Raw genomic sequence first — 24,717 nt, 5'->3', positions numbered from 1 at the left:
TTTATTAATAAATAAATTTATCTAGCTATTTGTATAGCTCTAGTTTCTCTAATTACAGTTACTTTAATTTGTCCTGGATAGGTCATTTCGTTTTTTATTTTTTTTGTTATATCACAAGATAATTGAAATGCTCTTGTGTCATCAATTTTATTACTTTCTACTAAAACTCTTAATTCTCTTCCAGCTTGGATAGCAAAGGCTTTATTAACACCATAAAAACTGAAAGCTATATCTTCTAAATTTTTTAATCTTTTTGAATAAGATTCAAATGAATTTTTTCTAATTCCTGGTCTTGCTCCACTAATAGAATCTGATATTTGTACTATAGGAGAAATTAATACACTCATTTCTATTTCATCGTGATGAGATCCTATCGCATTGCAAACTTCAATGTCCTCTCCATATTTTTTTGCCCATTGCATTCCTAATATAGCATGAGGAATATCTGATATTTCTTCAGGAATTTTTCCTATATCATGCAATAATCCAGCACGTTTTGCAAATTTTACATTTAAACCTAATTCAGCAGCTAAAATAGATGATAATCTAGCAACTTCTCTAGAATGTTGCAATAGATTTTGTCCATAAGATGAACGATATTTCATTTTTCCTATTAATTTTATTAGTTCTGGATGTATATTACGAATTCCTAAATCTACTATATTTTTTTTTCCTATTTCTAGTATTTCTTTTTCAATTTTCTTTTCTGTTTTTTCTACTATTTCTTCTATTTTTGCAGGATGTATTCTCCCATCTATTACTAGTCTATGAAGAGATAATCTAGCTATTTCTCTACGTATAGGATTAAAACAGGATAACAAAATAGATTCTGGTGTATCATCTACAATAATTTCTACTCCAGTAGCTTTTTCTAGAGCCTTTATATTTCTTCCTTCTTTTCCAATAATACGTCCTTTTACTTCTTCTGAATCAATATTGAAAATTGAAACAGAATTCTCAATAACTTGTTCAATTCCTATTTTTTGTATTGCTTGTATGAGAATTTTTTTAGCTTTTTTTTTTGCAGTTAACTGACTTTCATTTATAATATCATTAATATAAGATTGTGCTTGATTTTTTACTTTATCTTTAAAAATATTTACTAATTCTTTTTTTGCTTTTTCTGAAGAAAAATGAGATAAATTTTCAAGATTATTTATTTTTTTAATGTATATATTACGTAATTCACTACGTTTTCTTTTAAGAATTTTATATTGATTTTCATAGTCATTTATTTTTAATTCTAAAAAATGATTTTTTTTAAAAAAAGTTTCTACTTTTTTGGATAAAAAGTTTTCTTTTTCTTTTATTTTTTTTTCTATGCTAATTATTTTTTTTTCTTTAATACGTATAAATTTTTCATGTTTTAATTTAATACATATATATTTTTTTTTTGCTTGAATCATTTTTTTTCTTTTTATAACTTCACCTATTTTTTCAGCATTTTTAACTATTTTTTTTGCTTGTAAGTTAGCAATTTTCAATAGTTGAATATATTTTTTTAATATTGTTTTTTTTCCAAAAAGATAACATACAATAATTCCAATTACGACCCCCATGAAAATCGAAATTCCAACATTTATTTTCATATTTTCTCAATTTAAATAAAAATAAAATAGACATTTTAATAACATTTTTAAAACAGTATATTTTCATATAAATACTTTAATTAAACTGAAAATAATATGTATAATTAATATATAAAATTAAAGTATTTTTATTTTTATTGTAAAATTTAACAAACAGAATTTGAATACGTTATATATTTATATATATTAAAAAATATAATTTAAATGAAACGTGTATATTTAGATAATGCAGCAACAACACCTGTTAAAAATGAAGTGTTAAAAGCTATGATTGATACTTTAAAATATTCATTTGGGAACCCATCTTCTATTCAACATAGTTATGGTAGAGAATCACGTTCTATAATAGAAGAATCTAGAATTTCTATAGCTAATAATATACATGCATCTCCTTCTGAGATACTATTTACATCTGGTGGAACTGAAGGAAATAATTTAGTATTAAGATCTTCTATTTCTGATTTAAAAATTAAACATATTATAACTTCTAAGTTGGAACATATATCTGTTTTGAGAACAGTTACTTATTTATCTAGTAATAATATAGGAATTTCTGTTCATTTTATTAATTTTAATGAAAAGGGGGTTCATGATATAGATCATTTAGAATATCTATTAAAAAAATATTCTTCTAAAAAAACTCTTGTAAGTTTAATGTATGCTAATAATGAGATAGGAAATATACTAGAAATAGATAAAGTAATTCCTATATGTAAAAAATATGGGGCATATTTTCATTCAGATGCAGTACAGTTTATTGGAAATTTTCCAGTAAATATGAAAAAAATGTTGTTTGATTTTTTAACTGCAAGTGCACACAAATTTTATGGCCCAAAGGGAATAGGTTTTGTATTTATAAGAAAAAACATTTTAAATAAGATAAAATATTTTATTACTGGTGGGCAACAAGAATATGGCATTCGTTCTGGTACTGAAAATACATATGGAATAGTTGGTATTTCAGAAGCTTTGAAACTATCTTACAAAGAGTCTTTTAATCATATAGATAAAATGAAAAAATTGAAAAGTTATTGCATTTTAGAATTGAAAAAAATAATTCCTAATGTTATTTTTAATGGACTATCTTATAATCTTTATAAAAGTATTCCTACTATATTAAATTTTTTGTATCCAATAGATAAAATAGATAATTTATTATATTTTCGTTTAGATTTAATGGGTATATCTGTTTCTAAAGGTAGTTCTTGTGATAATAGTGGAGACAATAGTAATAAAGGTATTTCTCATGTTATTAAATCTATTACAAGTGAAAATTTTTTAAAAAAAATGATGCCTATTAGAATTTCATTTGGATTTTTCAATAAAATGAAAGATGTAGATCTATTGATACAATCTTTACAAGAAATAAAGAAAAATATAGTAATTTAAAAATGTTTTATAATCTCTTTCAAATATGTTATCTTTACTATTATAAAGAAAAATAAGTGAAATTTTGTAATTTTTTTCTATCTTCTATTGGAAAAAAGGTTGTAATGGCTACTACTGGAATGTTTTTGATGGTTTTTTTGCTATTGCATTTGACTGTTAATATTTTTCTTTTTTATGGAGAAAAGGCATTTAATGATGCTGTTCTTTTTATGAGAAGTAATATTATTATTAAAATATTAGAATATGTTTTGGTAATTGGGTTTTTAATACATATTATAATGGGTATTAAATTACATTTTCAAAACAAAAATATAACAGTAGGATATGACTACGAAATATATTCACCTTATTTTCTAACTTCATTTAGTAGTAGGAGTATGATATATACAGGTATTTTAATTTTATGTTTTTTAATATTGCATTTAATAAACTTTATGATCCCTATGAAATATTATACATACAGTAAAATATCAGATTATTATTTAGTTGTTAAATTGTTTAAAAATCCTGTATACACAACTATTTATGTATTATCTTTTATTATTTTAGGGATTCATCTAAATCATGGATTTCAATCTTCTTTTAAATCTTTAGGTATTTCTAGTAATAATAATAGGATTATTTGGATACAGAGATTAGGGTTTATTTATTTTTTCATAATATGTTCTGGATTTTCAATAATCGCTATATGGTTTTTTTTAAATGGAAATTAATAGTTATTAATGAATATAAATACTTTAAATTTGAATTCAAAAGTTCCAAAAGGTCCAATAATGGATAAATGGAGGAATCATAAATCTACTTTAAAATTAGTATCACCTAATAACAGAAATAATATAGAAATAATAGTAATTGGGACTGGTTTATCTGGAGGATCCGCATCTGCTACTTTATCTGAATTAGGATATAAAATAAAAGCATTTTTTTATCAAGATTCTCCTAGAAGAGCCCATTCTGTAGCAGCACAAGGAGGAATAAATGCTGCTAAAAATTACAAAGGAGATAATGATTCTGTTTATCAACTTTTTAAAGATACAATAAAAGGAGGTGATTATAGATCAAGAGAAGAAAATGTTTATCGTTTATCAGAAATATCTTCTAATATTATTGATCAATGTGTAGCTCAAGGGGTTCCATTTGCTAGAGATTATTCTGGATATTTAGAGACAAGATCTTTTGGTGGGACAAAAGTATCTAGAACTTTTTATGCTAAAGGGCAAACTGGGCAACAACTTTTATTAGCTTGTTATTCTGCTATGTCTAGACAAATAGTAAAAGGAAGAATACAAATTTTTAATCGTCATGAAATGTTGGATTTAGTTGTTTTAGATGGATTTGCTCGTGGAATTATTGCTAGAAATCTAATAACTGGAGAAATAGAAAAACATTCAGCTCATGCTGTAGTTATAGCATCTGGAGGATATGGAAATGTATTTTTTTTATCTACTAATGCAATGGGATCTAATGCTAGTGCTATATGGAAAGTACATAAAAAAGGTGGGCTTTTCGCAAATCCTTGTTTTACTCAAATACATCCTACTTGTATACCAATACATGGAAATTATCAGTCTAAATTAACATTAATGTCTGAATCATTGAGAAATGATGGTAGAATATGGGTTCCTAAGAAATTAGAAGATGCTACACTTATAAGAAATAGTAAAAAAAATCCTGAAGATATTGAAGAAAAAGATAGAGATTATTTTTTAGAAAGACGTTATCCTTCATTTGGAAATCTTGTTCCTAGAGACGTAGCATCTAGAGCTGCAAAAGAACGTTGTGATAAAGGTTTTGGAATAGAGAATAATGAAACTAAAGAAGGAGTATTTTTAGATTTTTCAAATTCAATAAATAAGTATGGTATTGAAAAATATAAAGAATTTGGAAAATATGATCCAACTATAATAGAAATACAAAAACTAGGAAAAAAAGTAATAGAATCTAAATATGGAAATTTATTTCATATGTATGAAAGAATAACAGATAACAATCCATATAATACTCCAATGAAAATTTATCCTGCAGTTCACTATACAATGGGGGGGTTATGGGTCGATTATAATTTAATGTCTTCTATTCCTGGTTGTTTTGTAATAGGAGAAGCTAATTTTTCAGATCATGGAGCAAATAGATTAGGAGCTTCAGCGTTAATGCAAGGATTAGCAGATGGAAATTTTATTTTACCATATACCATAGCTGATTATATATCTAAATATTTCATAGGAAAAAAAGAAAAATATAATGATATATTACAGAGTAAAGAGTTTTTTTATACTGAAAAAATTGTAAAAGATACTTTAAAAAAAATTATTCACAATAATGGAAAAACTCCTGTAGATTTTTTTCATAAAGAACTTGGAAAAATAATGTGGGAATATGTAGGAATGAGCAGAAATAATAATGGATTATTGAAATCTATAAAATATATAAGAGAAATTCGTAATGAATTTTGGAAAGATGTATATGTTCCAAAAAGTATTGGAAATGGATTAAATACTGAGCTTGAAAAGGCTATTAGGGTCGCAGATTACTTAGAAATTGGAGAATTGATGGCAATGGATGCATTGAATAGAAAAGAATCTTGTGGTAGTCATTTTAGAGAAGAATATAAAACTATAGATGGAGAAGCACTACGTGACGATGATAATTATAAATATGTTTCTACATGGAAATACATTGATAATAAATCTATTAAAGATGAAATACTTTATAAAGAAGATTTGATTTATACTTTTGCAAAAGTACAATCACGTACATATAAATAGAAATAAATAACTACATATGAAAAAACTGTTAAAGTTTAAGTTAAAAATTTGGAGGCAAGAAAACAGTGAAAAAATTGGTAAGTTTAAAACTTACTTAGTTAATAATATATCTCCTGATAGTTCATTTTTAGAAATGTTGGATTTATTAAATGACAAAATTATACGTAATAAAAAAGAAACACCTATATCATTTGATCATGATTGTAGGGAAGGTATTTGTGGAATGTGTTCTTTGTATATAAATGGTAGGGCTCATGGGCCAGAAAATTTAGTTACTACATGTCAATTACATATGAGAAGTTTTAGTAATGATAATATTATATATGTAGAACCTTGGAGAGCAAAGTCATTTCCTATTATTAAAGATCTTATTGTAGATAGAACATCATTTGACCGAATAATAATGTCAGGAGGATACATTTCTGTAAATACATTTGGAAAAACTATAGATGGGAATATAATTCCTATTGCTAAAAATATAGCTGAAAAATCTTTTGATGCGGCTACATGTATTGGATGTGGAGCTTGTGTTGCTTCATGTAAAAATAGATCTGCTATGTTATTTGTTTCTGCAAAAATAGCACAATTATCTTTTTTACCTCAAGGAAAAATAGAAAGGCGTAAAAGAGTAATTAATATGGTTAATAAAATGGATGAAGAAGGATTTGGTACTTGTACTAATACTAAAGTTTGTGAAGTAGAATGTCCAAAAGGAATATCTACAAAATATATTTCTATTATGAATAATGAATATGTTAATGCATTTATTTTTTAACTTATTTTTTTTATGTAATTATGGAATATTTGGATTTTGAAAAACCTATACAAGAAATTCATGATCAATATGTTAATTGTACTTTAATAGAAAAAAGAAGTGGTATAAGTATGAAAAATATTTGTATTCAATTACAATATAAATTAGAAGAAACTATAAAAAAATTGCATAGGAATCTGACCCCATGGCAAAGAGTTCAATTATCTAGACATCCAAATAGACCTTATACTTTGGATTATATATATTCTATAACAGAAAAAAATTCGTTTATAGAATTACATGGTGATCGTTTTTTTGGAGATGATAAAGCAATTGTAGGTGGTTTTGGTAGAATAGAAAATGTTACATTTATGTTAATAGGGACTCAAAAGGGAAAAAATACAAAAGATAGACAGTACAGAAGATTTGGAATGCCTAATCCTGAAGGATATAGAAAAGCTTTGAGATTAATGAAATTAGCTGAAAAATTTGGTAAACCAATTGTTACTTTTATAGATACTCCTGGGGCATATCCAGGAATAGAAGCAGAAGAGAGAGGTCAGGGGGAAGCGATTGGAAAAAATATATATGAAATGATGTCTTTAAGAGTTCCTATTATTGTTTTAATTATTGGAGAAGGTGCTAGTGGAGGGGCTTTGGGTCTTGGAATAGGAGATTGTGTTTCAATGATGGAAAATTCTTGGTATTCTGTTATTTCTCCAGAAAGTTGTTCCACAATACTTTGGGGAAATTGGGAAAAAAAAGAAAAAGCAGCAAAATCATTGAAATTAACTGCAGAAGATATGTATAAATTGAATCTTATAGATGACATTATAAAAGAGCCATTAGGAGGGGCACATTTTTGTCCAAAAGATGCATTTAAATTAGTAAAAAAAAAAATAATGAAATATTATAAAAAATTATATGAAATAAATGATATAGATGATATAGTTAGAAAAAGAAAGAATAAATATGTTTCCATAGGTTTTTTTGGTGAATAATAAATAAATATATTATAAAAGATTAAATACATTATTTTATTATATGCTTATGAATAAAAATACAAGAATAATACCACCTCAATCGTTAGATTTAGAAGAAGCAATAATAGGAGCTATAATGATTGATAAAAATGCACTAGATGAAGTAGTAGATATAATATTTCCTGAAATTTTTTATAAAGAAGAACATAAAATTCTATATACTTGTATACAAAATTTATATCATAAATCTATTCCAATTGATTTGTATACAGTATCTAATGAATTAAAAAAAAATAAAAAGTTGGAATTTATAGGTGGAGAATCATATTTGATAGAATTAACACAAAAAGTAATTTCTTCTGCTCATATAGAGTATCATAGTAGAATAGTAATGCAGAAATTTCTTTTAAGAAGTTTGATAAGTTTATCTTCTAGTATTTCTAAAAAATGTTATGAAGAAACTGCAGATATTTTTGATCTTTTAGATTATGCTGAATCAAAAATTTTTGAATTGAATCAAAAATACTTAATTCAAAAAAAGTATGATACTACTCAAAATCTAGTTCAAAAAGCCATTGAAAAAATAAAAAAAACTAATAAAGATGGAATAAGTGGAATTTCTTCTGGATTTCATAAATTAGATGATATTACTTCTGGATGGCAGAATTCTGATCTAATTATAATTGCTTCCCGACCAGGAATGGGAAAAACTACTTTTATGTTATCTATGGTAAAAAATATAGTTATAAGAAATAAAATTCCTTCTATAATTTTTTCATTGGAAATGGCTTCTATACAATTAGTTACAAAATTAATATCATCAGAAACTTGTATTTCTTTTGAAAAAATAAAAAAAGCTACTTTAATTAATGAAGATTGGAATTCTTTGAATGATAAAACTGATAGATTGAAAAATTCTCCTTTATTTATCGATGATACACCATCATTGTCTATTTTTAACTTACGAGCAAAGTGTAGGCGTTTAATATCTCAATTTGGAGTAAAATTAGTGTTCATAGATTATATGCAATTAATGAGTACAAAGGATTATAGTGGAAGTGTAAATAAATTTCAAAATAGAGAACAAGAAATATCTATTATATCTAGAAGTTTAAAGTCACTTTCTAAAGAATTAGATATTCCTATAATAGCATTATCACAATTGTCTAGAGCAGTAGAAATAAGAGGAGGTAGTAAACGTCCTTTATTATCTGATTTAAGAGAGTCTGGAGCAATTGAACAAGATGCAGATATAGTATTATTTATATATAGACCAGAATATTATGGATTTAAAACTTGGGATAATGATAATGAAAATGAATCTTGTGTTGGAGAATCAGAAATTATAATAGCAAAGCATAGAAATGGACGATTAGATAAATTTAGATTAAAATTTATAAGTGATCAATCGAGGTTTGATAATTTAGAAGAAAAAAAACATATTAGACTTGCATGGGAGGAGGATTATAGAAAAAATGTTTTAGACAAAAAAAATTTTTAATTTAAAACAAAAATGCAAAATTGATTTTGTATTTTTGTAATTTAATTTTATTAAAAATAAATTATTTTTGACACTTGTAAAATCTTCGTCTGGAATTAGAGGTACTTTAGGTGGAAAAACAGGTAATGGGTTTACTCCTATAGAAGTAATAAGATTCTCATCTGGATATGTTTATTGGATGAAAAAAAATCATAATAAAAATGATAGATATTTTATTATATCTGGAAGAGATGGGAGGATTACGTCTAGATTATATCAAAAATTATTAATAAGTATTTTTCAGAGTTTTGGAGTAGATGTAATAGATATTGGATTATCAACTACACCTACGTTGGGTTTAACTATTATAAATGAAAAGGCTGATGGAGGAATCATGTTGACAGCTAGTCATAATCCTAAAAATTGGAATGGATTAAAAATGTTTAATTCTTTTGGGGAATTTTTAACTGAAAAAGAGTTTAAAGATTTATTCTATTTTTCTGATAAAAAACATAACTATTATGATTTTTCATCTTCTAAAAATTTAGGAACATTGTTTTGTAAAAACAATTATATTCAAAATCATATAGAAAAAATTATTTCACTTCCTATAATAGATCAAAATGTTATACGTAAAGCAAAATTAAAAATTGTAGTTGACGGAATAAATTCTACAGGTGGAATAGCAGTTCCTATGTTATTAAAATATTTAGGAGTATATACTATAAAAATGTATTGTAATCCTAATGGAAATTTTTCACATAATCCAGAACCTAATAAAAATAATTTAAAGGATATTATAAAAAAAGTTCCAGAAGTAAAAGCAAATTTAGGAATATCTGTAGATCCTGATGTTGATCGTGTAGTTTTTATATGTGAAAATGGTGATTTTTTTGGTGAAGAATATACTCTAGTATCTATAGCTGATTATATATTGAAAAATGAACATGGACCAGTTGTAACAACATTATCTTCTTCTCATGCATTAAGAGACCTATCAATTAAAAAGGGAGTATCTTTTTATTCAACTCCTGTTGGAGAAGTTAACGTTATAAAAAAAATGAAAGAAGTTAATGCAGTTATTGGTGGAGAAGGTAATGGTGGGATTATTTATCCAAAACTTCGTTATGGAAGAGATGCATTATTAGGAATTTCGTTATTTTTAACACAAATTGCAAAATTGAAAATTTCGTTATCAGTGTTAAAAAAAAAATATTCTAATTATTTTATGTCAAAAAGAAAAATTAGGTATTCTGTTTATGCAAATAAAATATTTTATAAAAAAATACGAAAAAAATATAAAGGTAAAAAAATGGATTTTCGTGATGGAATTAAAATATATTTATCAGAAAATGAATGGATTCATATAAGAAAATCAAAAACTGAAAATATTATTAGAATATGTTCAGAAAGTTTTTCAAGAAAAAAATCAGATTTTTTGATAAAAGAAATTTTATCTGAATTATAAAAAAAAAGTTATTTCATTTACATTTACATGATAAAAAATAAAGAATAATTTATGTTACAAAGTATTGTTAAATACGTAGAAAATACTTTTTTTGAAAAAAAAGAAAATATTTACCCTAATTTTAAAGCTGGAGATACAATTAATATTTTTTTTGAAATTAAAGAAGGAGATAAAAAAAGAATTCAGTCTTTTAAAGGAGTAGTAATAAAAAAACAAGGAAAAAATTTTATGAAAACATTTACTGTTAGAAAAATTAGTTCTGGAATTGGGGTAGAACGTATATTTAATTTTAATCAACCTAATATAAAAAAAATAGAGATTAATAAAAAAGGAAAAGTTAGAAGATCTAAAATATATTATTTTAGATTTTTAAAAGGTAAAAAAGCAAAAATAAAAAGTTAAAGTAAAAAAAAGAAAAAATTATTTGCATATTATAATTATAATTTTTTCTTTCTTTTTTACCTTATAACTTATAAAACTTATAACTTATACTTGATACTTAAGTTATATTAACATTACATTTACTTACTATTAGTATTAGTAGTAGTAGTTTTTTCTCCATGACTTCCTTTTTCTTTATCTTTATCAGATGTATTATTACCCTCATTATTTTTTGAATTATCTTCGTTTGAATTTGAGGAAGAAGAAGTTGTAGGAGGAGTAGTTGTTGTAGTAGTATCAGTTTGTCCTTCGTTGTTGTTTATACTACTATTAGCATTAGTTGTTTTTTCTTCTTCTGTTGTAGAAGCAGAAGATGAATTATTTTCTCCTTTATTTTTATTATTGCAACTAACAGTAAACAAAAATATTGCTAATAAAATTGTAGAAACTGCGAATCTTAGTTTTTTCATCATAATAAAATAGTATTTTAATTATTGATTGTTCATACTTTATTTTGGACAAATTTATATAAAAATTTTGAATGAAAAAATATATCATTATCTGTATTTTATAATAGTAAAATAAAATAGATAACATTATCTCTTTTTAGTTTGAAAATAAGAATATTACAATTTATATTTTTTTTTACAAAAAAAATTTAATTCTATTAAATTTAATAAAATTAAGTTTAAAAAAAAAATTATGTTTTTAAATGGAAAAATTACAAAGGAAGCTCTAACTTTTGATGACGTTTTGTTAGTTCCAGGTTATTCTTCTGTATTACCATATGAAGTATCTCTAAAAATTTCACTAACATTTGACATAACTCTAAATATTCCAATATTAAGTGCAGCTATGGATACAGTTACTGAATCTTCATTAGCAATTTCTATAGCAAGAGAAGGTGGAATGGGTATTATTCATAAAAATATGAACATAAAAAGTCAAACTGATGAAGTAAAAAGAGTTAAAAGAAGTGAAAGTGGAGTTATAGATGATCCTATAACTCTTTCTAGAGATTCTAATCTTAGGCATGCTCAAAATCTTATGAAAAAATATAAAATATCAGGACTACCTGTAATAGAAAAAGATAAAACGTTAGTAGGAATTATTACAAAAAGAGACATAAAATATCGTTTGGATTTAAATTCTTTAGTTGAAGAAGTAATGACTAAAGATAAATTGATTACTTCTAAAAGAAACATAACTATGGAAAAAGCAAAGGATATATTATTAAAAGAGAGAATTGAAAAATTACCTATTGTAGATGATGGGTATAAACTAGTAGGATTAATAACTATTAGAGATATTGATAACTTAATTGAATATCCTAATTCTTGTAAGGATTCTAAAGGACGACTTAGAGTAGGGGCTGCAGTAGGAATAGATAAAGAAATTTTAGATAGAGTTGAATCTTTATGTAAAGTAGGAGTAGATATTATTACAATAGATTCTGCTCATGGACATTCTTATAAAATTATAGATATTGTAAAATCTATACGTAACTCTTTTCCAAAAATAACTTTATTAGTTGGAAATATAGTAACAAAAAGAGGAGCAAAAGATTTAATAGATGCCGGATCAAATATACTTAAAGTAGGAATAGGATCAGGTTCAATTTGTACAACTAGAGTAATAGCTGGGGTAGGTATGCCTCAAATTACTGCTATAAATGATGTATATGAATATGCTAAAACAAAAAATGTTAAAGTAATTTCTGATGGAGGAATAAGATATTCAGGAGATATTGTAAAAGCTATTGCTGCTGGAGCTAGTTCTGTTATGATTGGAGGATTATTTGCTGGAACTGACGAATCTCCTGGAGAAGAAGTTATTTATCAGGGGAGAAAATTTAAAAGTTATGTAGGTATGGGCTCGTTAATATCTATGAAAAGAGGCAGTAAAGATCGTTATTTTCAATTTAATGAAAGCAAAACAGTACCAGAAGGAATAGAAGCAATAGTTCCTTATAAGGGAACAATGAAAGATGTTATTTATCAAATTTGTGGAGGAATTAGATCAGGAATGGGATATTGTGGAGTTTCTAACATAGAAGAATTAATTAATTTAGGAAAATTTGTAAGAATTACAAATTCAGGATTGAGAGAAAATCATCCACACAGTGTAAATATAATAAAAGAATCTCCTAATTATTTTAGTAAATAAAAAATATAAATACCCGGGACGGGATTTGAACCCGTACGATCAAAATGATCACAGGATTTTAAGTCCTGTGTGTCTACCTATTCCACCACCCGGATTACAATAAGCGAGAAACGGGGATCGAACCCGTGACAACAACCTTGGCAAGGTTGTACTCTACCAACTGAGCTATTCTCGCAATGATAATTATTCTAAATTTAGAATACTTTTTAGTATAAAATACAATAAATTATTAATTTATTTTGTTAATGTTTGTTAATGAATAAGATATTTTTTCTATCTTTTTTAAATAAAAAATTAATTTTTTTAAAAAAAATATGTATTCATCTTCATAGTGGTTTTTTTCGTTTTTTTCTAATATTTTTAATATTTCTTTTGCTCTATAAATTATTTCCATAGGAATTCCTGCCATTTTTGCTACGTTAATACCAAAACTATTTTTATTATTTCCTAAAATCAATTTATACATGAAAATTATATCATCATTAATTTTTTTTACATAAACTTGAAAATTTTTTACTCTTTTTAACGAAAAACTTATTTCTTTTAATTCATGATAATGAGTAGCAAATAAAGTTAATGGGCGGAATTTATGTTTATGTAAAAATTCTATAATTGCTTTTGATATAGAAACTCCATCATTTGTACTAGTCCCTCTTCCTACTTCGTCTAATATGATAAAACTTTTTTCAGTTATATTATTTAATATATTTGCTGTTTCATTCATTTCTACCATAAAAGTAGATTCTCCTATAGAAATATTATCATATGCGCCAATTCTACTGAATATTTTATCTACTAGACCTATTTTAGCAGATTTAGCTGGAATGAAACATCCAACGTGTGCCATTAAAATAATAATAGCTGTTTGACGTAAAACAGCAGATTTTCCTGACATGTTAGGGCCAGTTATAATTATAATTTGTTGTGATTTTTTATCAAGAAATACGTCATTAGGAATATACGAACTTTTAGATATAAATTTTTTTTCAATTACTGGATGTCTTCCATCTAAAATTGATATTTTTCCAGAATTATTCATTTCTGGTTTTGTGTAATTATTTTCTAAGGCTATAAAAGAAAAAGTACACAAAACATCTAATTCTGCAAAAATTTTTGAATTTATTTGTAATTCTTTTATATTTTTTATTAAATATTGAATAAGTTTATGAAATATTTCTTTTTCCATAGAAAATATTTTTTGTTCAGCATTCAATATTTTCAATTCATAATTTTTTAATGTTTCTGTAACATATCTAATTTTATTGGAATTTGATAATGATTGTTTGCGAATCCAATAGTTTGGGACCTTATTTTCTTCTCTTTTTTTTATTTCAAAGTAATATCCGAATATATTGTTATAACCTATTTTCAAATTTGATATTTTTGTATTAGATTTTTCTGTATAACATAATTTTTCTAGATGTTCTTTTTGAGAAAAATACAATGCTCTTATTTCATCTAAATCTTTAGATATTCCACTTTTTATTACATTTCCTTTTCCTTTTTCAATTTGAAATGGAGGATTTTCTTGTATTATATTAACAATTTTTTCAGATATATATTTACAATCTAAAATTGATTTAGCAATTAAAGTAATATTATTTTTTATTTTTTTAGAAATAATATTATTTTTTATTTCTTCAGTTAAAAGTATAGTTCTGTGTAATGTATATATTTCTCTGGGAGAAATCTTTTCCATTGCTATTTTAGCAGTAATTCTTTCTATATCACAAATTTTTTTTAGATTTTCTTTTATGAAATTTCGTAAAGTATTATCATAACATAACTCTTCTATTATTTTATGACGTTTTTCTATAATAGATATTTTTAATGATGGGAAAAGTATCCAATTTTTCAATAATCTTGACCCCATTGTAGTACTTGTATTATCTAATACATCTAACAAAGAAATACCTTCTTTGTTAAAGGGTTTAAATATTTCTAAATTTTTAAAAGTATAGTCATCTATCCATATGTATTCTTCTTTATTTATTCTATGAATATTTGATATATGTTTTATTTTAAAATGATGATTATCATGTAAGTAATATAGGATAACTCCTGAAGAAATAATACCTAATTTTAGGTCATTAATACCAAATCCTTTTAATGAATTTGTTTTAAAATGTGATGTTAGTTTTTCATATGAAAATAGATAATCAAATATCCAATCTTCTATTAAGAAAGTATAATATTTATTTTTTAATAATTTGTAGAAAAATTCTTTTTCCTTTTTTTGAATTAGTATTTCACTAGGATTAAAATGTTTAATATATTGTAGTAAATTATTTTTATAATCTTCAGTTGTAAAAAATTCTCCAGTAGATATATCTAACATACTTACCCCTATACGTTTATATTCTATATAAATAGAAATTAGAAAATTGTTTTCTTTAGTTTTTATTATACTTTCATTTATAGTAACACCTGGAGTTATTATTTCTACTATTCCTCTTTTTATAATATTTTTTTCTTTCTTTTGTGATATTTCTAACTGATTGCAAATAGCTACACGAAATCCAGAATTTACTATTTTTGGTAAATGTGTGTTTAAAGAATGACAGGGAAATCCAGCTAAATTAATGTTATTCAACCGTTTTGTTAATACAATGTTTAATATATTAGAGCATATTATAGCATCTTTACCAAAAATTTCATAAAAGTCTCCTACTTGAAATAGTAATATAGTACCAGGATACTTAGATTTTATATCATTATATTGTTTAATTAATGGGGTATCTTCTTTTTTTCTGCAAAAATACTTTTTATTCATGTTATTATGATCAATGAAATTGTTTTTCTAAATTAGAAAAATTTAATTATTACAATAATAAATTATTATGTCAAAAAGATTTAGAGAATATAAAAAAATGGATCTCATAAAGATCACGAAAGAAATTACTAAACACTGGGAAAAACATAATATTATAGAAACGAGTTTAAAAAATTTTTCTGATAACAAGGAAAAATTTTATGTTCTTTATGAAGGCCCTCCCTCTTTAAATGGTAATCCAGGAATTCATCATGTTTTAACTAGAACTATTAAAGATATTTTTTGTAGATATTATTCTCTTAAAGGAAAGAAAGTTTTCAGAAGAGCAGGATGGGATACTCATGGGCTTCCAGTTGAACTTGCTGTAGAAAAAAAACTAGGAATAACTAAGGATGATATTGGCAAAAAGATTAGTGTAGAAGAATATAATAAGTCTTGTAAGAACCTTGTTAAAAAATCTTTAAAAAAATGGATAATTTTTACAAAAAAAATAGGTTATTGGATAGATATAGAAAATTCATTTATAACTTGTAATGCAAAATATATAGAAAGTGTATGGTGGTTAATTAAAAAATTATACAATAATAATCTTATTTATAAGGGATATACTATACAACCTTATTCTCCAGCAGCTGGTACAGGGTTAAGTTATCATGAATTAAATATGCCAGGTACTTATAAAAAAATAGAACAAATTTCTCCTTTTTTAAAATTTAGATCTATAAAAACTACATTATCAAAAAAATTTAGTAATATATTAGAAGAAATTTATTTTTTAGTATGGACAACTACACCTTGGACATTACCTTCTAATACAGCTTTAGCAGTTAAATATGATATAAATTACGTTGTAATAAAAATTTATAATATATATAATTGTTTAAAGGAATGTATTATTCTTTCTGATAAATTGATAAATAAAGTATTGAATACTAGTAAGTATTATATAACTAATAATGAAAGTGATTTAGATAATTTTTCTTATAAAAATGGGAAGATACCTTATATGATAATAAAAAGATTTAAAGGAATAGATTTAATAGATAGTAAATATGAGCAGTTAATTCCTTGGTTTAAACCATTTTATAATGCTAGTAATGCTTTTAAAATAATAGAAAGTGAATACGTAAATGTAGAAGAAGGGACAGGAATAGTACATATTTCTCCAACTTTTGGTACAGAAGATTTTATAATTTCCATGAAATATAATATTCCTCCAATGTTAGTATTAAATGAAAAAAATAATTTAGTTCCATTAGTTGATTTACAAGGAAGATTTTTAGATACATTTCCAAATGGATTCGGTGGAAAATATATAAAAAATGAATGGAATTTAAATAAAAATGGAAATAAAAATTTTTCCGTAGATGAAAATATTATTCTTTTTTTAGAAAAAGAAGGGAAAATATTTAAAAAAGAAAAATATTTTCATTATTACCCTCATTGTTGGAGGACTGATAAACCAATACTTTATTATCCTTTAGATTCTTGGTTTATAAAAACTACTGAATTTAAAGAAAAAATGATTTGTTTAAATAAAAAAATAAAATGGTATCCAGATACTATAGGAAATAAACGTTTTGGATCTTGGTTAAAAAATATAAAAGATTGGAATTTATCACGTACTAGATATTGGGGGACTCCATTACCTATTTGGAGAACTGATAATGGAGATGAACAAATTGTTATTGGGTCTATAAAAGAATTATTTTTAGAAATACAAAAATCTATAAATCATGGATTTATGTCTTATAATCTATTAAATAATTTTAATGTTGATGATATGAGTAATGATAACTATGAAAATTTAGATTTACATAAACATTTTTTAGATAAAATTATTTTAGTTTCATCTAAAGGTAAACGAATGAAAAGGGAATTAGATTTAGTAGATGTATGGTTTGATTCTGGAGCAGTTACATATGCACAATTTCATTATCCATTTGAAAATAAAAATTTTATAGATAAAAAAATATTATATCCTTCGGATTTTATATCAGAAGGAATTGATCAAACTAGAGGATGGTTTTTTACTTTACATGTTATTAGTAGTATGATAAGTAATTATATATCATATAAAAATGTTATAACCACTGGTTTAATTTTAGATAAATATGGACAAAAAATGTCAAAAAGTAAAGGAAATGTTATAGATCCTTTTGATTTAATTGAAAAATATGGACCGGATGCAATACGTTGGTATATTATATTCAATAATTCTAATCCATGGGATAATTTAAAATTTGATATAAGTGGAATTAGTACTATAACAAACAAGTTTTTTAGTACTTGGTATAATATTTATTCTTTTTTTGCTATTTATGCTAACATAGATGGTTTTTATGTAAATAAAAATAATAATGTAGATTTTACTGTAAAAGATTGTACTGAATTAGATTTATGGATTGTTTCAGAATTAAATACAACTATAAAAAAATCAGATAAATACTATTCAAATTTTAATCCAAACAAGGTTTCTCGTTTAATTTATTCTTTTATTTTAGATAAGTTAAGTAATTGGTATATAAGATTATGTAGGAAAAGATTTTGGAAAAAAGAATATTCTAATGATAAAAATTTAGCTTATGAAATAGTCTATAAATGCCTGATAGTTATGGCTAAACTAGCTTCTCCAATAATTCCATTTTTTTCAGATAGAATGTATATAGATCTTAATAAATTTTCATATGAAAATAAAATAAAAAGTATTCATTTAACTAATTTTCCAAAATTAGAAATTAAATTTATTGATAGTGATCTAGAAAATAGAATGTTATTAATACAAAAAATAGTTGCTATGATTTTTTCTATTAGAAAAAAAAATAATATAAAAATTCGTCAACCACTACAAAAAGCTTTTGTTTTTCTTGATAATAATAAAAAGGATTTTAAACTTAAAAAGTTATATTATTTAATTTTAAAAGAAGCTAATATTAAAGAAATAAAATTTTCTTCTTATAAGAAAGAAGAAGAATTGAAATTGATAAAATATATTAAGCCTAATTATAAATTATTAGGACCTAAATTTGGAAAAAAAACTAATAAAATTTCCGATATTATTAAAAAATTTACAAATAAAGATATAGAAAAGATAGAAAATGAAAAAAAAATAAATATTTTTATAGAAAAAGAACAATTTTCTATTTCTGTAGAAGATGTTATTATTAATACAGAATCTGTTCATGGTTGGAAGATGTTAATTGATAAAGAATTAACTGTTGCTTTGGATATCCGTATTACGGATACACTTTTAGAAGAGGGAATAACTAGAGAAATTATAAGAAATATACAAACATTGAGGAAATTTAATCATTGTTATATTACTGAAAAAATATTAGTTTTTATAAAAACTTCTGAAAAAATACAAAATATTATAAAAAAAAATATAAATAATATTTGCAATTCTACTCTTTCTTTAAATATTTTTTTATGTAAAAATAAAAAAGGTAAAAAGATATTTCTTAATAAAAATGAAATAGCATATTTACAAATAAAAAAAAACAAATAAAATAATATTTTTGTAATAAAATTATTGTAATATATAAAGTGATATTAGGTATATTGTAGTTTTTAATAAAAAAAATAATATTTATTTGAATTTGAAGAAAACTTTTTTAATTGTTTTTTCCATTTTATTTATAGATCATTTTTTAAAATTTTATGTAAAAACTCATTTTTCATTAGGAACTAGTATACAAATATTTCCTTTTTTTTGGATATATTTTGTAGAAAACCCAGGAATGGCATATGGACTATCTATCTATAATGGACATACTGGAAAAATATTATTGAGTGTTATCCGTTTTTTATTGATTATTTTTATATTTTTTATCCATTATAGATGTATAAAACAAAAATTAACAAATTTTTTAATTATTCCTAGTAGTTTAGTTTTATCAGGAGCAATAGGAAATTTTTTAGATTGTATTTTATATGGATTAATATTTGATAAAGGTACAATTTTTAATGATAAATATCAAAAATGGATTCCTTATTCTGGAATATCAAAAATAAGTTTTTTTACTCATAATTATAAAGGTTATGCACCAATAATGGAAGGATGTGTTGTAGACATGTTTTATTTTCCTATTTTTAATAAAAATATTCCTAAATATTTTCCTTTTTTTGGTGAATATTGTTTAAAATTTTTTCAATCTGTATTTAATTTATCTGATATAGTAATATTTTTTGGTATTTTTTCATTTTTTATATTTAAAAATAAAATAAAAAATATAAAAGTTTTTTAATACACTTTATTATTTTTTTGAGAATTATAAAAAATCTCTATAGATTTGTATCATGCTGGTTTTCATAGTTTGTTACAAATTAAATATAAGCCGGCGTAGCTCAGATGGTCAGAGCACGTGATTTGTAATCTCGGGGTCGTGGGTTCGAATCCCACCACCGGCTTTTTTTTTGGGAGGGGAGATACTCAAGTTCGGTTAACGAGGACAGACTGTAAATCTGTTGGCATTGCCTTCGCAGGTTCGAATCCTGCTCTCCCCATTATGTTAAGATAAGAAAGCGGGAGTAGCTCAGTTGGTAGAGCATCAGCCTTCCAAGTTGAATGTCGCGGGTTCAAATCCCGTCTTCCGCTCTATTGTGCCAATGTAGCTCAGTGGAAGAGTACTTTCTTGGTAAGAAAGTGGTCACGGGTTCAAGTCCCGTCGTTGGCTTTTTTTTTAGGGAATCAATATTTTAATAAATTTATCATGGCAAAAGAAAAATTTAAGAGAGATAAACCACATTTAAATATAGGAACAACTGGTCATGTTGATCATGGAAAGACTACATTGACTGCTGCTATAACAAAAGTATTAGCAGGAATTGGGTTAGCTGAAGAAAAGAGTTTTGATGCAATAGATAATGCTCCAGAAGAAAAAGCTAGAGGTATAACTATAAATACTTCTCATGTAGAATATGAAACAGTAAAAAGACATTATGCACATGTGGATTGTCCTGGTCATGCAGATTATATTAAAAATATGATAACAGGTGCAGCACAAATGGACGGGGCTATTTTAGTTGTTGCAGCAACAGATGGGCCAATGCCTCAAACTAGAGAACATATTCTATTAGCACGACAAGTAGGAGTTCCAAAAATAGTTGTTTTTATGAATAAAGTAGATCAAGTAGAAGATAAAGAGTTATTGGATTTAGTAGAAATGGAAATACGTGAACTACTTTCAAAATATGAATATGATGGAGATAAAATACCGGTTATAAGAGGATCTGCTTTAGGAGCTTTAAATGGAGAAGAAAAATGGATAGAAAAAATTAAAGAATTGATGAATGTTTTAGATGATTACATTCCTGATCCAATTAGAGATATAGAAAAATCTTTTTTGATGCCTGTAGAAGATGTATTTACTATAACAGGAAGAGGTACAGTAGCAACTGGGCGTATAGAAAGTGGATGTATTAATACTGGTGATACAGTAGATATTATAGGAATGGGAGAAAAAAAGTTATCATCTACTATTACTGGCGTAGAAATGTTTAGAAAAATTTTAGATAGAGGGCAAGCTGGTGATAATGTAGGGCTTTTATTAAGAGGTATAGAAAAGAAAGATATTAGAAGAGGAATGGTAATTTCTCAACCAGGTACTGTAAAATCTCATAAAAAGTTTAAAGCAGAAGTTTATATTTTAACAAAAGAAGAAGGTGGGAGGCATACTCCATTTCATAATAAATATCGTCCTCAATTTTACTTGAGGACTACTGATGTTACAGGTGAAATTCATTTATCAAAAGGAATAGAAATGGTAATGCCAGGTGATAATGTTTCTATGGAAGTAGAATTACATTATCCTATTGCGTTGAGTGAAAATTTACGTTTTGCTATACGTGAAGGAGGTAAAACTGTGGGAGCAGGGCAAGTAATATCCATAATAATTTAGTTAAATTTTAATAGTTAATTTTTTATTATATTATATTATAATATAAAATAAAAATAAAACGGATGTAGCTCAGTTTGGTAGAGTGTCGGTCTCCAAAACCGAAGGTCGTAAGTTCGAGCCTTACCATCCGTGTTTAAATAAAAAATATGAAAATAAATGATTTTTTATTGGAAATGTATAATGAATTTTTTTATTGCATAAGTTGGACAAAATGGAGAGAATTACAAAAAACTACAACTTTAGTATTTGTTTTTTCTATATTTTTTTCAATATTCTTGTATGTAATAGATAAATGTTTTGTTTTTATGATAAAAAAATTATTTTCTATATGATATGGAAAAAAAATGGTATGTTATAAAAATTCTTAGTGGAAAAGAAAATAAGGTAAAATCTTATATTGAAGAAGAAATTAAAAATAATGGATATCAGGATTATATAGGAAGAGTTTTGGTCCCTATAGAAAGAATGGTGCAAATTAGAAAAGGTAAAAAAATTTATAGGGATAAAGTTCATTATCCTGGATATGTTATGATTGAAGCTAATTTAGATGGAGATGCATATCATAAAATACGAAATGTACCTGGAGTTATTACTTTTTTAAGTGATAGAAAAGGAAATTCAACATATCCTGTTCCTATGAGAAAAGATGAAGTTAATAAAATATTGGGAAAAATAGATAAACTTTATGAAATAAATGAGAATTTACATATTCCATATGTTATAGGAGAAACAATTAAAGTTATAGATGGGCCATTTAACGGATTTAATGGAACAATTGAAAAAATAAATGAAGAAAAAAAAAAATTGGAATTATCTGTGTTAATTTTTGGTAGAAAAACTCCATTGGAATTGAATTTTACACAAATAGAAAAAATTTGAATTATAAATATTTAATGAAAAAAAATATAATAAAAAAAATAAAAATTAAAAATATAAATGGAGGGAAAGCTAATCCATCTCCACCTATTGGACCAATATTGGGTAGTTCTGGTGTTAATATAATGGAATTTTGCAAACAATATAATTCAAAAACTAAGAACAGAGTTGGGGAACTTTGTCCAGTTGTAATTACAGTATATGAAGATAAATCTTTTTCTTTTTTTATAAAAAAACCTCCAGTAACTACTATGTTATTAAAAAAAATAAAAAAAGAAAAAGGATCAAAAGAATCTAACCGTTATAAAGTTGGAAAAATAAGTTTAGACGAAATTAAAAATATTGCAGAAAATAAAATGGAAGATTTGAATTGTTTTTCAATTGAATCTGCAATTTCTATGGTGTCTGGAACTGCAAGATCAATTGGAATAGAAATAGTAAGTTAATTTAATTAATATGTCTAAAAAATTAACTAAGAATAAAAAAAGTATAAAAAAAATTGTAGATATAATTCATAGTAAAAAATATTCTTTAGAAGATGCATTATCTATTTTAAAAAAAGTAAGTTTTGTTAAATTTGACGAATCTTTAGATATTTCTGTTAATCTAGGAATAAATTATAAATCGTCTAAAGAAATAATAATGGGAACTGTATTTTTGCCACATAGTACTGGTAAAAAAGTTCGTATTTTAGCATTTGTATCAAAGGATAAAGAATCAGCATGTATGAATGCTGGAGCTGATTATGTAGGAATGAATTATATTGAAAAAATAAAATCTGGATGGACTGATATAGATATAATTGTAACTATGCCCTCTATTATGAATAAATTAGTTGTTTTAGGAAAAATATTAGGTCCTAAGGGTTTAATACCAAATGTTAAAATGGATACAATATCTATTGTCCCAGAAAATATTATAAAAGAAATTAAATCAGGTAGAATTTTTTTTAAAATGGATAAATTTGGAATAATTCATTCTTCTGTAGGAAGAATTTCGTTTTCTAATGCTTATTTATCAGATAATATTAAAGAATTTATGAAAAAAATTATTCGTAGTAAACCTAATAACTCAAAAGGAACTTATTTAAAAAGTATTTTTTTGTCTACAACAATGAGTTGTTCAGTATCTATAGATACAAAAAGTTTTTTTTAAATATTATGAATAATAATAATAGGAATAATAAGAAAAAAGAAGTATTAAATTTAATAGATATATTATCTAATCATAAAGTAATATATTTTATTGATGTTTCCGGATTAAATTCTAATCAAGTATTTTTTTTAAAAAAGGATTTTTATAAATATGATATTAGAATTAAAATGACAAAAAATACTATGTTAAAAATCGCTATAGAAAAAATAAATAAAATAAAAAAAGATATATTTATTTCTTTATTATCTATTTTAAATGGAAATATAACTTTATTATTTTCAAATAGTGATGTATCTAAATTTATAGCTATGACCATAAAAAAATTTTATTATGAAGAAAATATTGAAAAACCATACTTAAAATCAGCTTATGTACAGGATACCTTTTATTTTGGAAGAGAAAGTTTAGATATTCTTATAAATCTTAAATCAAAAGAAGATATTATTATTAGTATTTTAAATATGTTATTAGAACAAATGAATTGTGTTATAATTTCTTTGTTAGATTATACAGAAAACAAAATATGCAAAATATTAAATGTTTTGTCTTCTAAATAATTTAAATTTATAAATGAGGATAAAGAGTAATAAATAACAAGTAAAAATATGATAGAAAAATTAGCAGAACAATTAGTTAATTTAACAGTAAAACAAGTATCTGAATTATCAACTGTTTTAAAGGAAAAATATGGAATAATACCTAAGCAAAATTTAGTTAATCTTGATACTATTAATAAAGAATCTAAATCTAAAAAAGAAATTAATAAGAGTATATTTAATATAATTTTAAAATCTTCTGGTAATTCTAAATTATCAGTAGTTAAATTAGTTAAAGAAATAACTGGAAAAGGCCTAAAAGATTCTAAAGATTTGGTAGATAAAATACCAAGTATTATTAAGGAATCAGTAGATAAAAAAGAAGCAGATGTTTTAAAAAGTAAATTTGAGGAAATTGGTGCAGAGGTAGAATTGAAGTAAAAATTCAAATTAACAATATAAGAAATAAAATATTTATGTTATTTTTTTAAATTACCACAAT

General features: G+C 24.3%; 21 protein-coding genes and 7 tRNA genes. 23 read left to right on the top strand and 5 right to left on the bottom strand.

Annotated elements, in window-relative coordinates; translation table 11 throughout:
- Positions 1–17: 17 nt before the first annotated feature.
- Positions 18–1,589, bottom strand: coding sequence for a ribonuclease Y (rny, locus tag H0H76_RS02270; protein ID WP_185855416.1), 1,572 nt, complete (start codon positions 1,587–1,589; stop codon positions 18–20).
- Positions 1,590–1,793: 204 nt separating this feature from the next.
- Here rny and H0H76_RS02265 point away from each other — a divergent pair, with 204 nt between their 5' ends.
- The 8 genes from H0H76_RS02265 (at position 1,794) to rplS (ending at position 10,830) form a co-directional block, all read left to right on the top strand.
- Complete coding sequence (locus H0H76_RS02265; protein WP_185855415.1) at positions 1,794–2,978, top strand: cysteine desulfurase family protein; 1,185 nt, start codon at positions 1,794–1,796, stop codon at positions 2,976–2,978.
- Positions 2,979–3,034: 56 nt separating this feature from the next.
- Entirely contained in the window at positions 3,035–3,691 is a 657-nt protein-coding gene (locus H0H76_RS02260; protein ID WP_238783867.1) for a succinate dehydrogenase cytochrome b subunit, read from the top strand.
- A 9-nt stretch (positions 3,692–3,700) separates the two neighbouring features.
- Positions 3,701–5,743, top strand: a complete 2,043-nt coding sequence (locus H0H76_RS02255) for a fumarate reductase/succinate dehydrogenase flavoprotein subunit (RefSeq protein WP_185855414.1) — start codon at positions 3,701–3,703, stop codon at positions 5,741–5,743.
- Between the two features lie 16 nt (positions 5,744–5,759).
- Positions 5,760–6,518: a succinate dehydrogenase/fumarate reductase iron-sulfur subunit gene (locus H0H76_RS02250; RefSeq protein ID WP_185855413.1), complete on the top strand. Its 759-nt coding sequence runs from the start codon at positions 5,760–5,762 to the stop codon at positions 6,516–6,518.
- A gap of 20 nt (positions 6,519–6,538) precedes the next feature.
- Positions 6,539–7,498 carry an acetyl-CoA carboxylase carboxyltransferase subunit alpha gene (locus H0H76_RS02245; RefSeq protein WP_185855412.1) on the top strand — a complete coding sequence of 320 codons (960 nt, stop codon included), beginning with the start codon at positions 6,539–6,541 and terminating at the stop codon, positions 7,496–7,498.
- A gap of 49 nt (positions 7,499–7,547) precedes the next feature.
- Complete coding sequence (gene dnaB / locus H0H76_RS02240) at positions 7,548–8,981, top strand: replicative DNA helicase (protein ID WP_238783866.1); 1,434 nt, start codon at positions 7,548–7,550, stop codon at positions 8,979–8,981.
- 67 nt (positions 8,982–9,048) lie between these two features.
- Positions 9,049–10,428: a phosphohexomutase domain-containing protein gene (locus H0H76_RS02235; protein WP_185855410.1), complete on the top strand. Its 1,380-nt coding sequence runs from the start codon at positions 9,049–9,051 to the stop codon at positions 10,426–10,428.
- A gap of 51 nt (positions 10,429–10,479) precedes the next feature.
- On the top strand, positions 10,480–10,830 hold the full coding sequence (rplS, locus tag H0H76_RS02230) for a 50S ribosomal protein L19 (RefSeq protein ID WP_185855409.1): 351 nt from the start codon (positions 10,480–10,482) through the stop codon (positions 10,828–10,830).
- A 119-nt stretch (positions 10,831–10,949) separates the two neighbouring features.
- Here the strand turns inward: rplS and H0H76_RS02225 are convergent, their stop codons facing one another.
- Positions 10,950–11,282: a hypothetical protein gene (locus tag H0H76_RS02225; protein WP_185855408.1), complete on the bottom strand. Its 333-nt coding sequence runs from the start codon at positions 11,280–11,282 to the stop codon at positions 10,950–10,952.
- A gap of 229 nt (positions 11,283–11,511) precedes the next feature.
- Here H0H76_RS02225 and guaB point away from each other — a divergent pair, with 229 nt between their 5' ends.
- Entirely contained in the window at positions 11,512–12,975 is a 1,464-nt protein-coding gene (gene guaB / locus H0H76_RS02220) for an IMP dehydrogenase (protein WP_185855407.1), read from the top strand.
- Positions 12,976–12,985: 10 nt separating this feature from the next.
- Here guaB and H0H76_RS02215 read toward each other — a convergent pair.
- From H0H76_RS02215 to mutS, 3 genes are all read right to left on the bottom strand, one after another.
- Positions 12,986–13,070 (bottom strand) — tRNA-Leu (locus tag H0H76_RS02215).
- Between the two features lie 7 nt (positions 13,071–13,077).
- A tRNA-Gly gene (locus H0H76_RS02210) sits at positions 13,078–13,150 on the bottom strand.
- Positions 13,151–13,204: 54 nt separating this feature from the next.
- Complete coding sequence (mutS, locus tag H0H76_RS02205; RefSeq protein ID WP_185855406.1) at positions 13,205–15,748, bottom strand: DNA mismatch repair protein MutS; 2,544 nt, start codon at positions 15,746–15,748, stop codon at positions 13,205–13,207.
- 67 nt (positions 15,749–15,815) lie between these two features.
- Between mutS and ileS the strand changes: the two genes are divergently transcribed.
- From ileS to rplL, 14 genes are all read left to right on the top strand, one after another.
- Positions 15,816–19,256 (top strand): isoleucine--tRNA ligase, encoded by a 3,441-nt coding sequence (ileS, locus tag H0H76_RS02200; protein WP_185855405.1) that lies wholly within the window; start codon positions 15,816–15,818, stop codon positions 19,254–19,256.
- Positions 19,257–19,347: 91 nt separating this feature from the next.
- A complete protein-coding gene (locus tag H0H76_RS02195) occupies positions 19,348–19,995 on the top strand; it encodes a lipoprotein signal peptidase (protein WP_185855404.1) in 648 nt (215 codons plus the stop codon).
- 89 nt (positions 19,996–20,084) lie between these two features.
- Positions 20,085–20,158 (top strand) — tRNA-Thr (locus H0H76_RS02190).
- A gap of 12 nt (positions 20,159–20,170) precedes the next feature.
- Positions 20,171–20,254 (top strand) — tRNA-Tyr (locus H0H76_RS02185).
- Between the two features lie 18 nt (positions 20,255–20,272).
- Positions 20,273–20,345 (top strand) — tRNA-Gly (locus H0H76_RS02180).
- A gap of 7 nt (positions 20,346–20,352) precedes the next feature.
- Positions 20,353–20,424, top strand: a tRNA-Thr gene (locus H0H76_RS02175).
- A 36-nt stretch (positions 20,425–20,460) separates the two neighbouring features.
- On the top strand, positions 20,461–21,648 hold the full coding sequence (tuf, locus tag H0H76_RS02170; protein WP_185855403.1) for an elongation factor Tu: 1,188 nt from the start codon (positions 20,461–20,463) through the stop codon (positions 21,646–21,648).
- Positions 21,649–21,706: 58 nt separating this feature from the next.
- Positions 21,707–21,780: transfer RNA gene (locus H0H76_RS02165), tRNA-Trp, on the top strand.
- 14 nt (positions 21,781–21,794) lie between these two features.
- Positions 21,795–21,980, top strand: coding sequence for a preprotein translocase subunit SecE (gene secE, locus H0H76_RS02160; RefSeq protein ID WP_185855402.1), 186 nt, complete (start codon positions 21,795–21,797; stop codon positions 21,978–21,980).
- Position 21,981: 1 nt separating this feature from the next.
- Entirely contained in the window at positions 21,982–22,527 is a 546-nt protein-coding gene (nusG, locus tag H0H76_RS02155) for a transcription termination/antitermination protein NusG (RefSeq protein WP_185855401.1), read from the top strand.
- A 14-nt stretch (positions 22,528–22,541) separates the two neighbouring features.
- Positions 22,542–22,970 carry a 50S ribosomal protein L11 gene (gene rplK, locus H0H76_RS02150; protein WP_185855400.1) on the top strand — a complete coding sequence of 143 codons (429 nt, stop codon included), beginning with the start codon at positions 22,542–22,544 and terminating at the stop codon, positions 22,968–22,970.
- Positions 22,971–22,980: 10 nt separating this feature from the next.
- The gene (gene rplA, locus H0H76_RS02145) at positions 22,981–23,679 is read left to right on the top strand and encodes a 50S ribosomal protein L1 (protein WP_185855399.1); all 699 of its coding nucleotides are present in this window, start codon (positions 22,981–22,983) and stop codon (positions 23,677–23,679) included.
- A 5-nt stretch (positions 23,680–23,684) separates the two neighbouring features.
- Positions 23,685–24,236 (top strand): 50S ribosomal protein L10, encoded by a 552-nt coding sequence (rplJ, locus tag H0H76_RS02140; protein WP_185855398.1) that lies wholly within the window; start codon positions 23,685–23,687, stop codon positions 24,234–24,236.
- Positions 24,237–24,284: 48 nt separating this feature from the next.
- Positions 24,285–24,656: a 50S ribosomal protein L7/L12 gene (gene rplL, locus H0H76_RS02135; RefSeq protein ID WP_185855397.1), complete on the top strand. Its 372-nt coding sequence runs from the start codon at positions 24,285–24,287 to the stop codon at positions 24,654–24,656.
- Positions 24,657–24,717 lie beyond the last annotated feature (61 nt).

It is taken from the genome of Blattabacterium cuenoti (genome assembly GCF_014251275.1).
In the GTDB taxonomy this organism is placed as follows: domain Bacteria; phylum Bacteroidota; class Bacteroidia; order Flavobacteriales; family Blattabacteriaceae; genus Blattabacterium; species Blattabacterium cuenoti_AG.
This window is presented reverse-complemented; position numbering and strand designations above follow the sequence as displayed.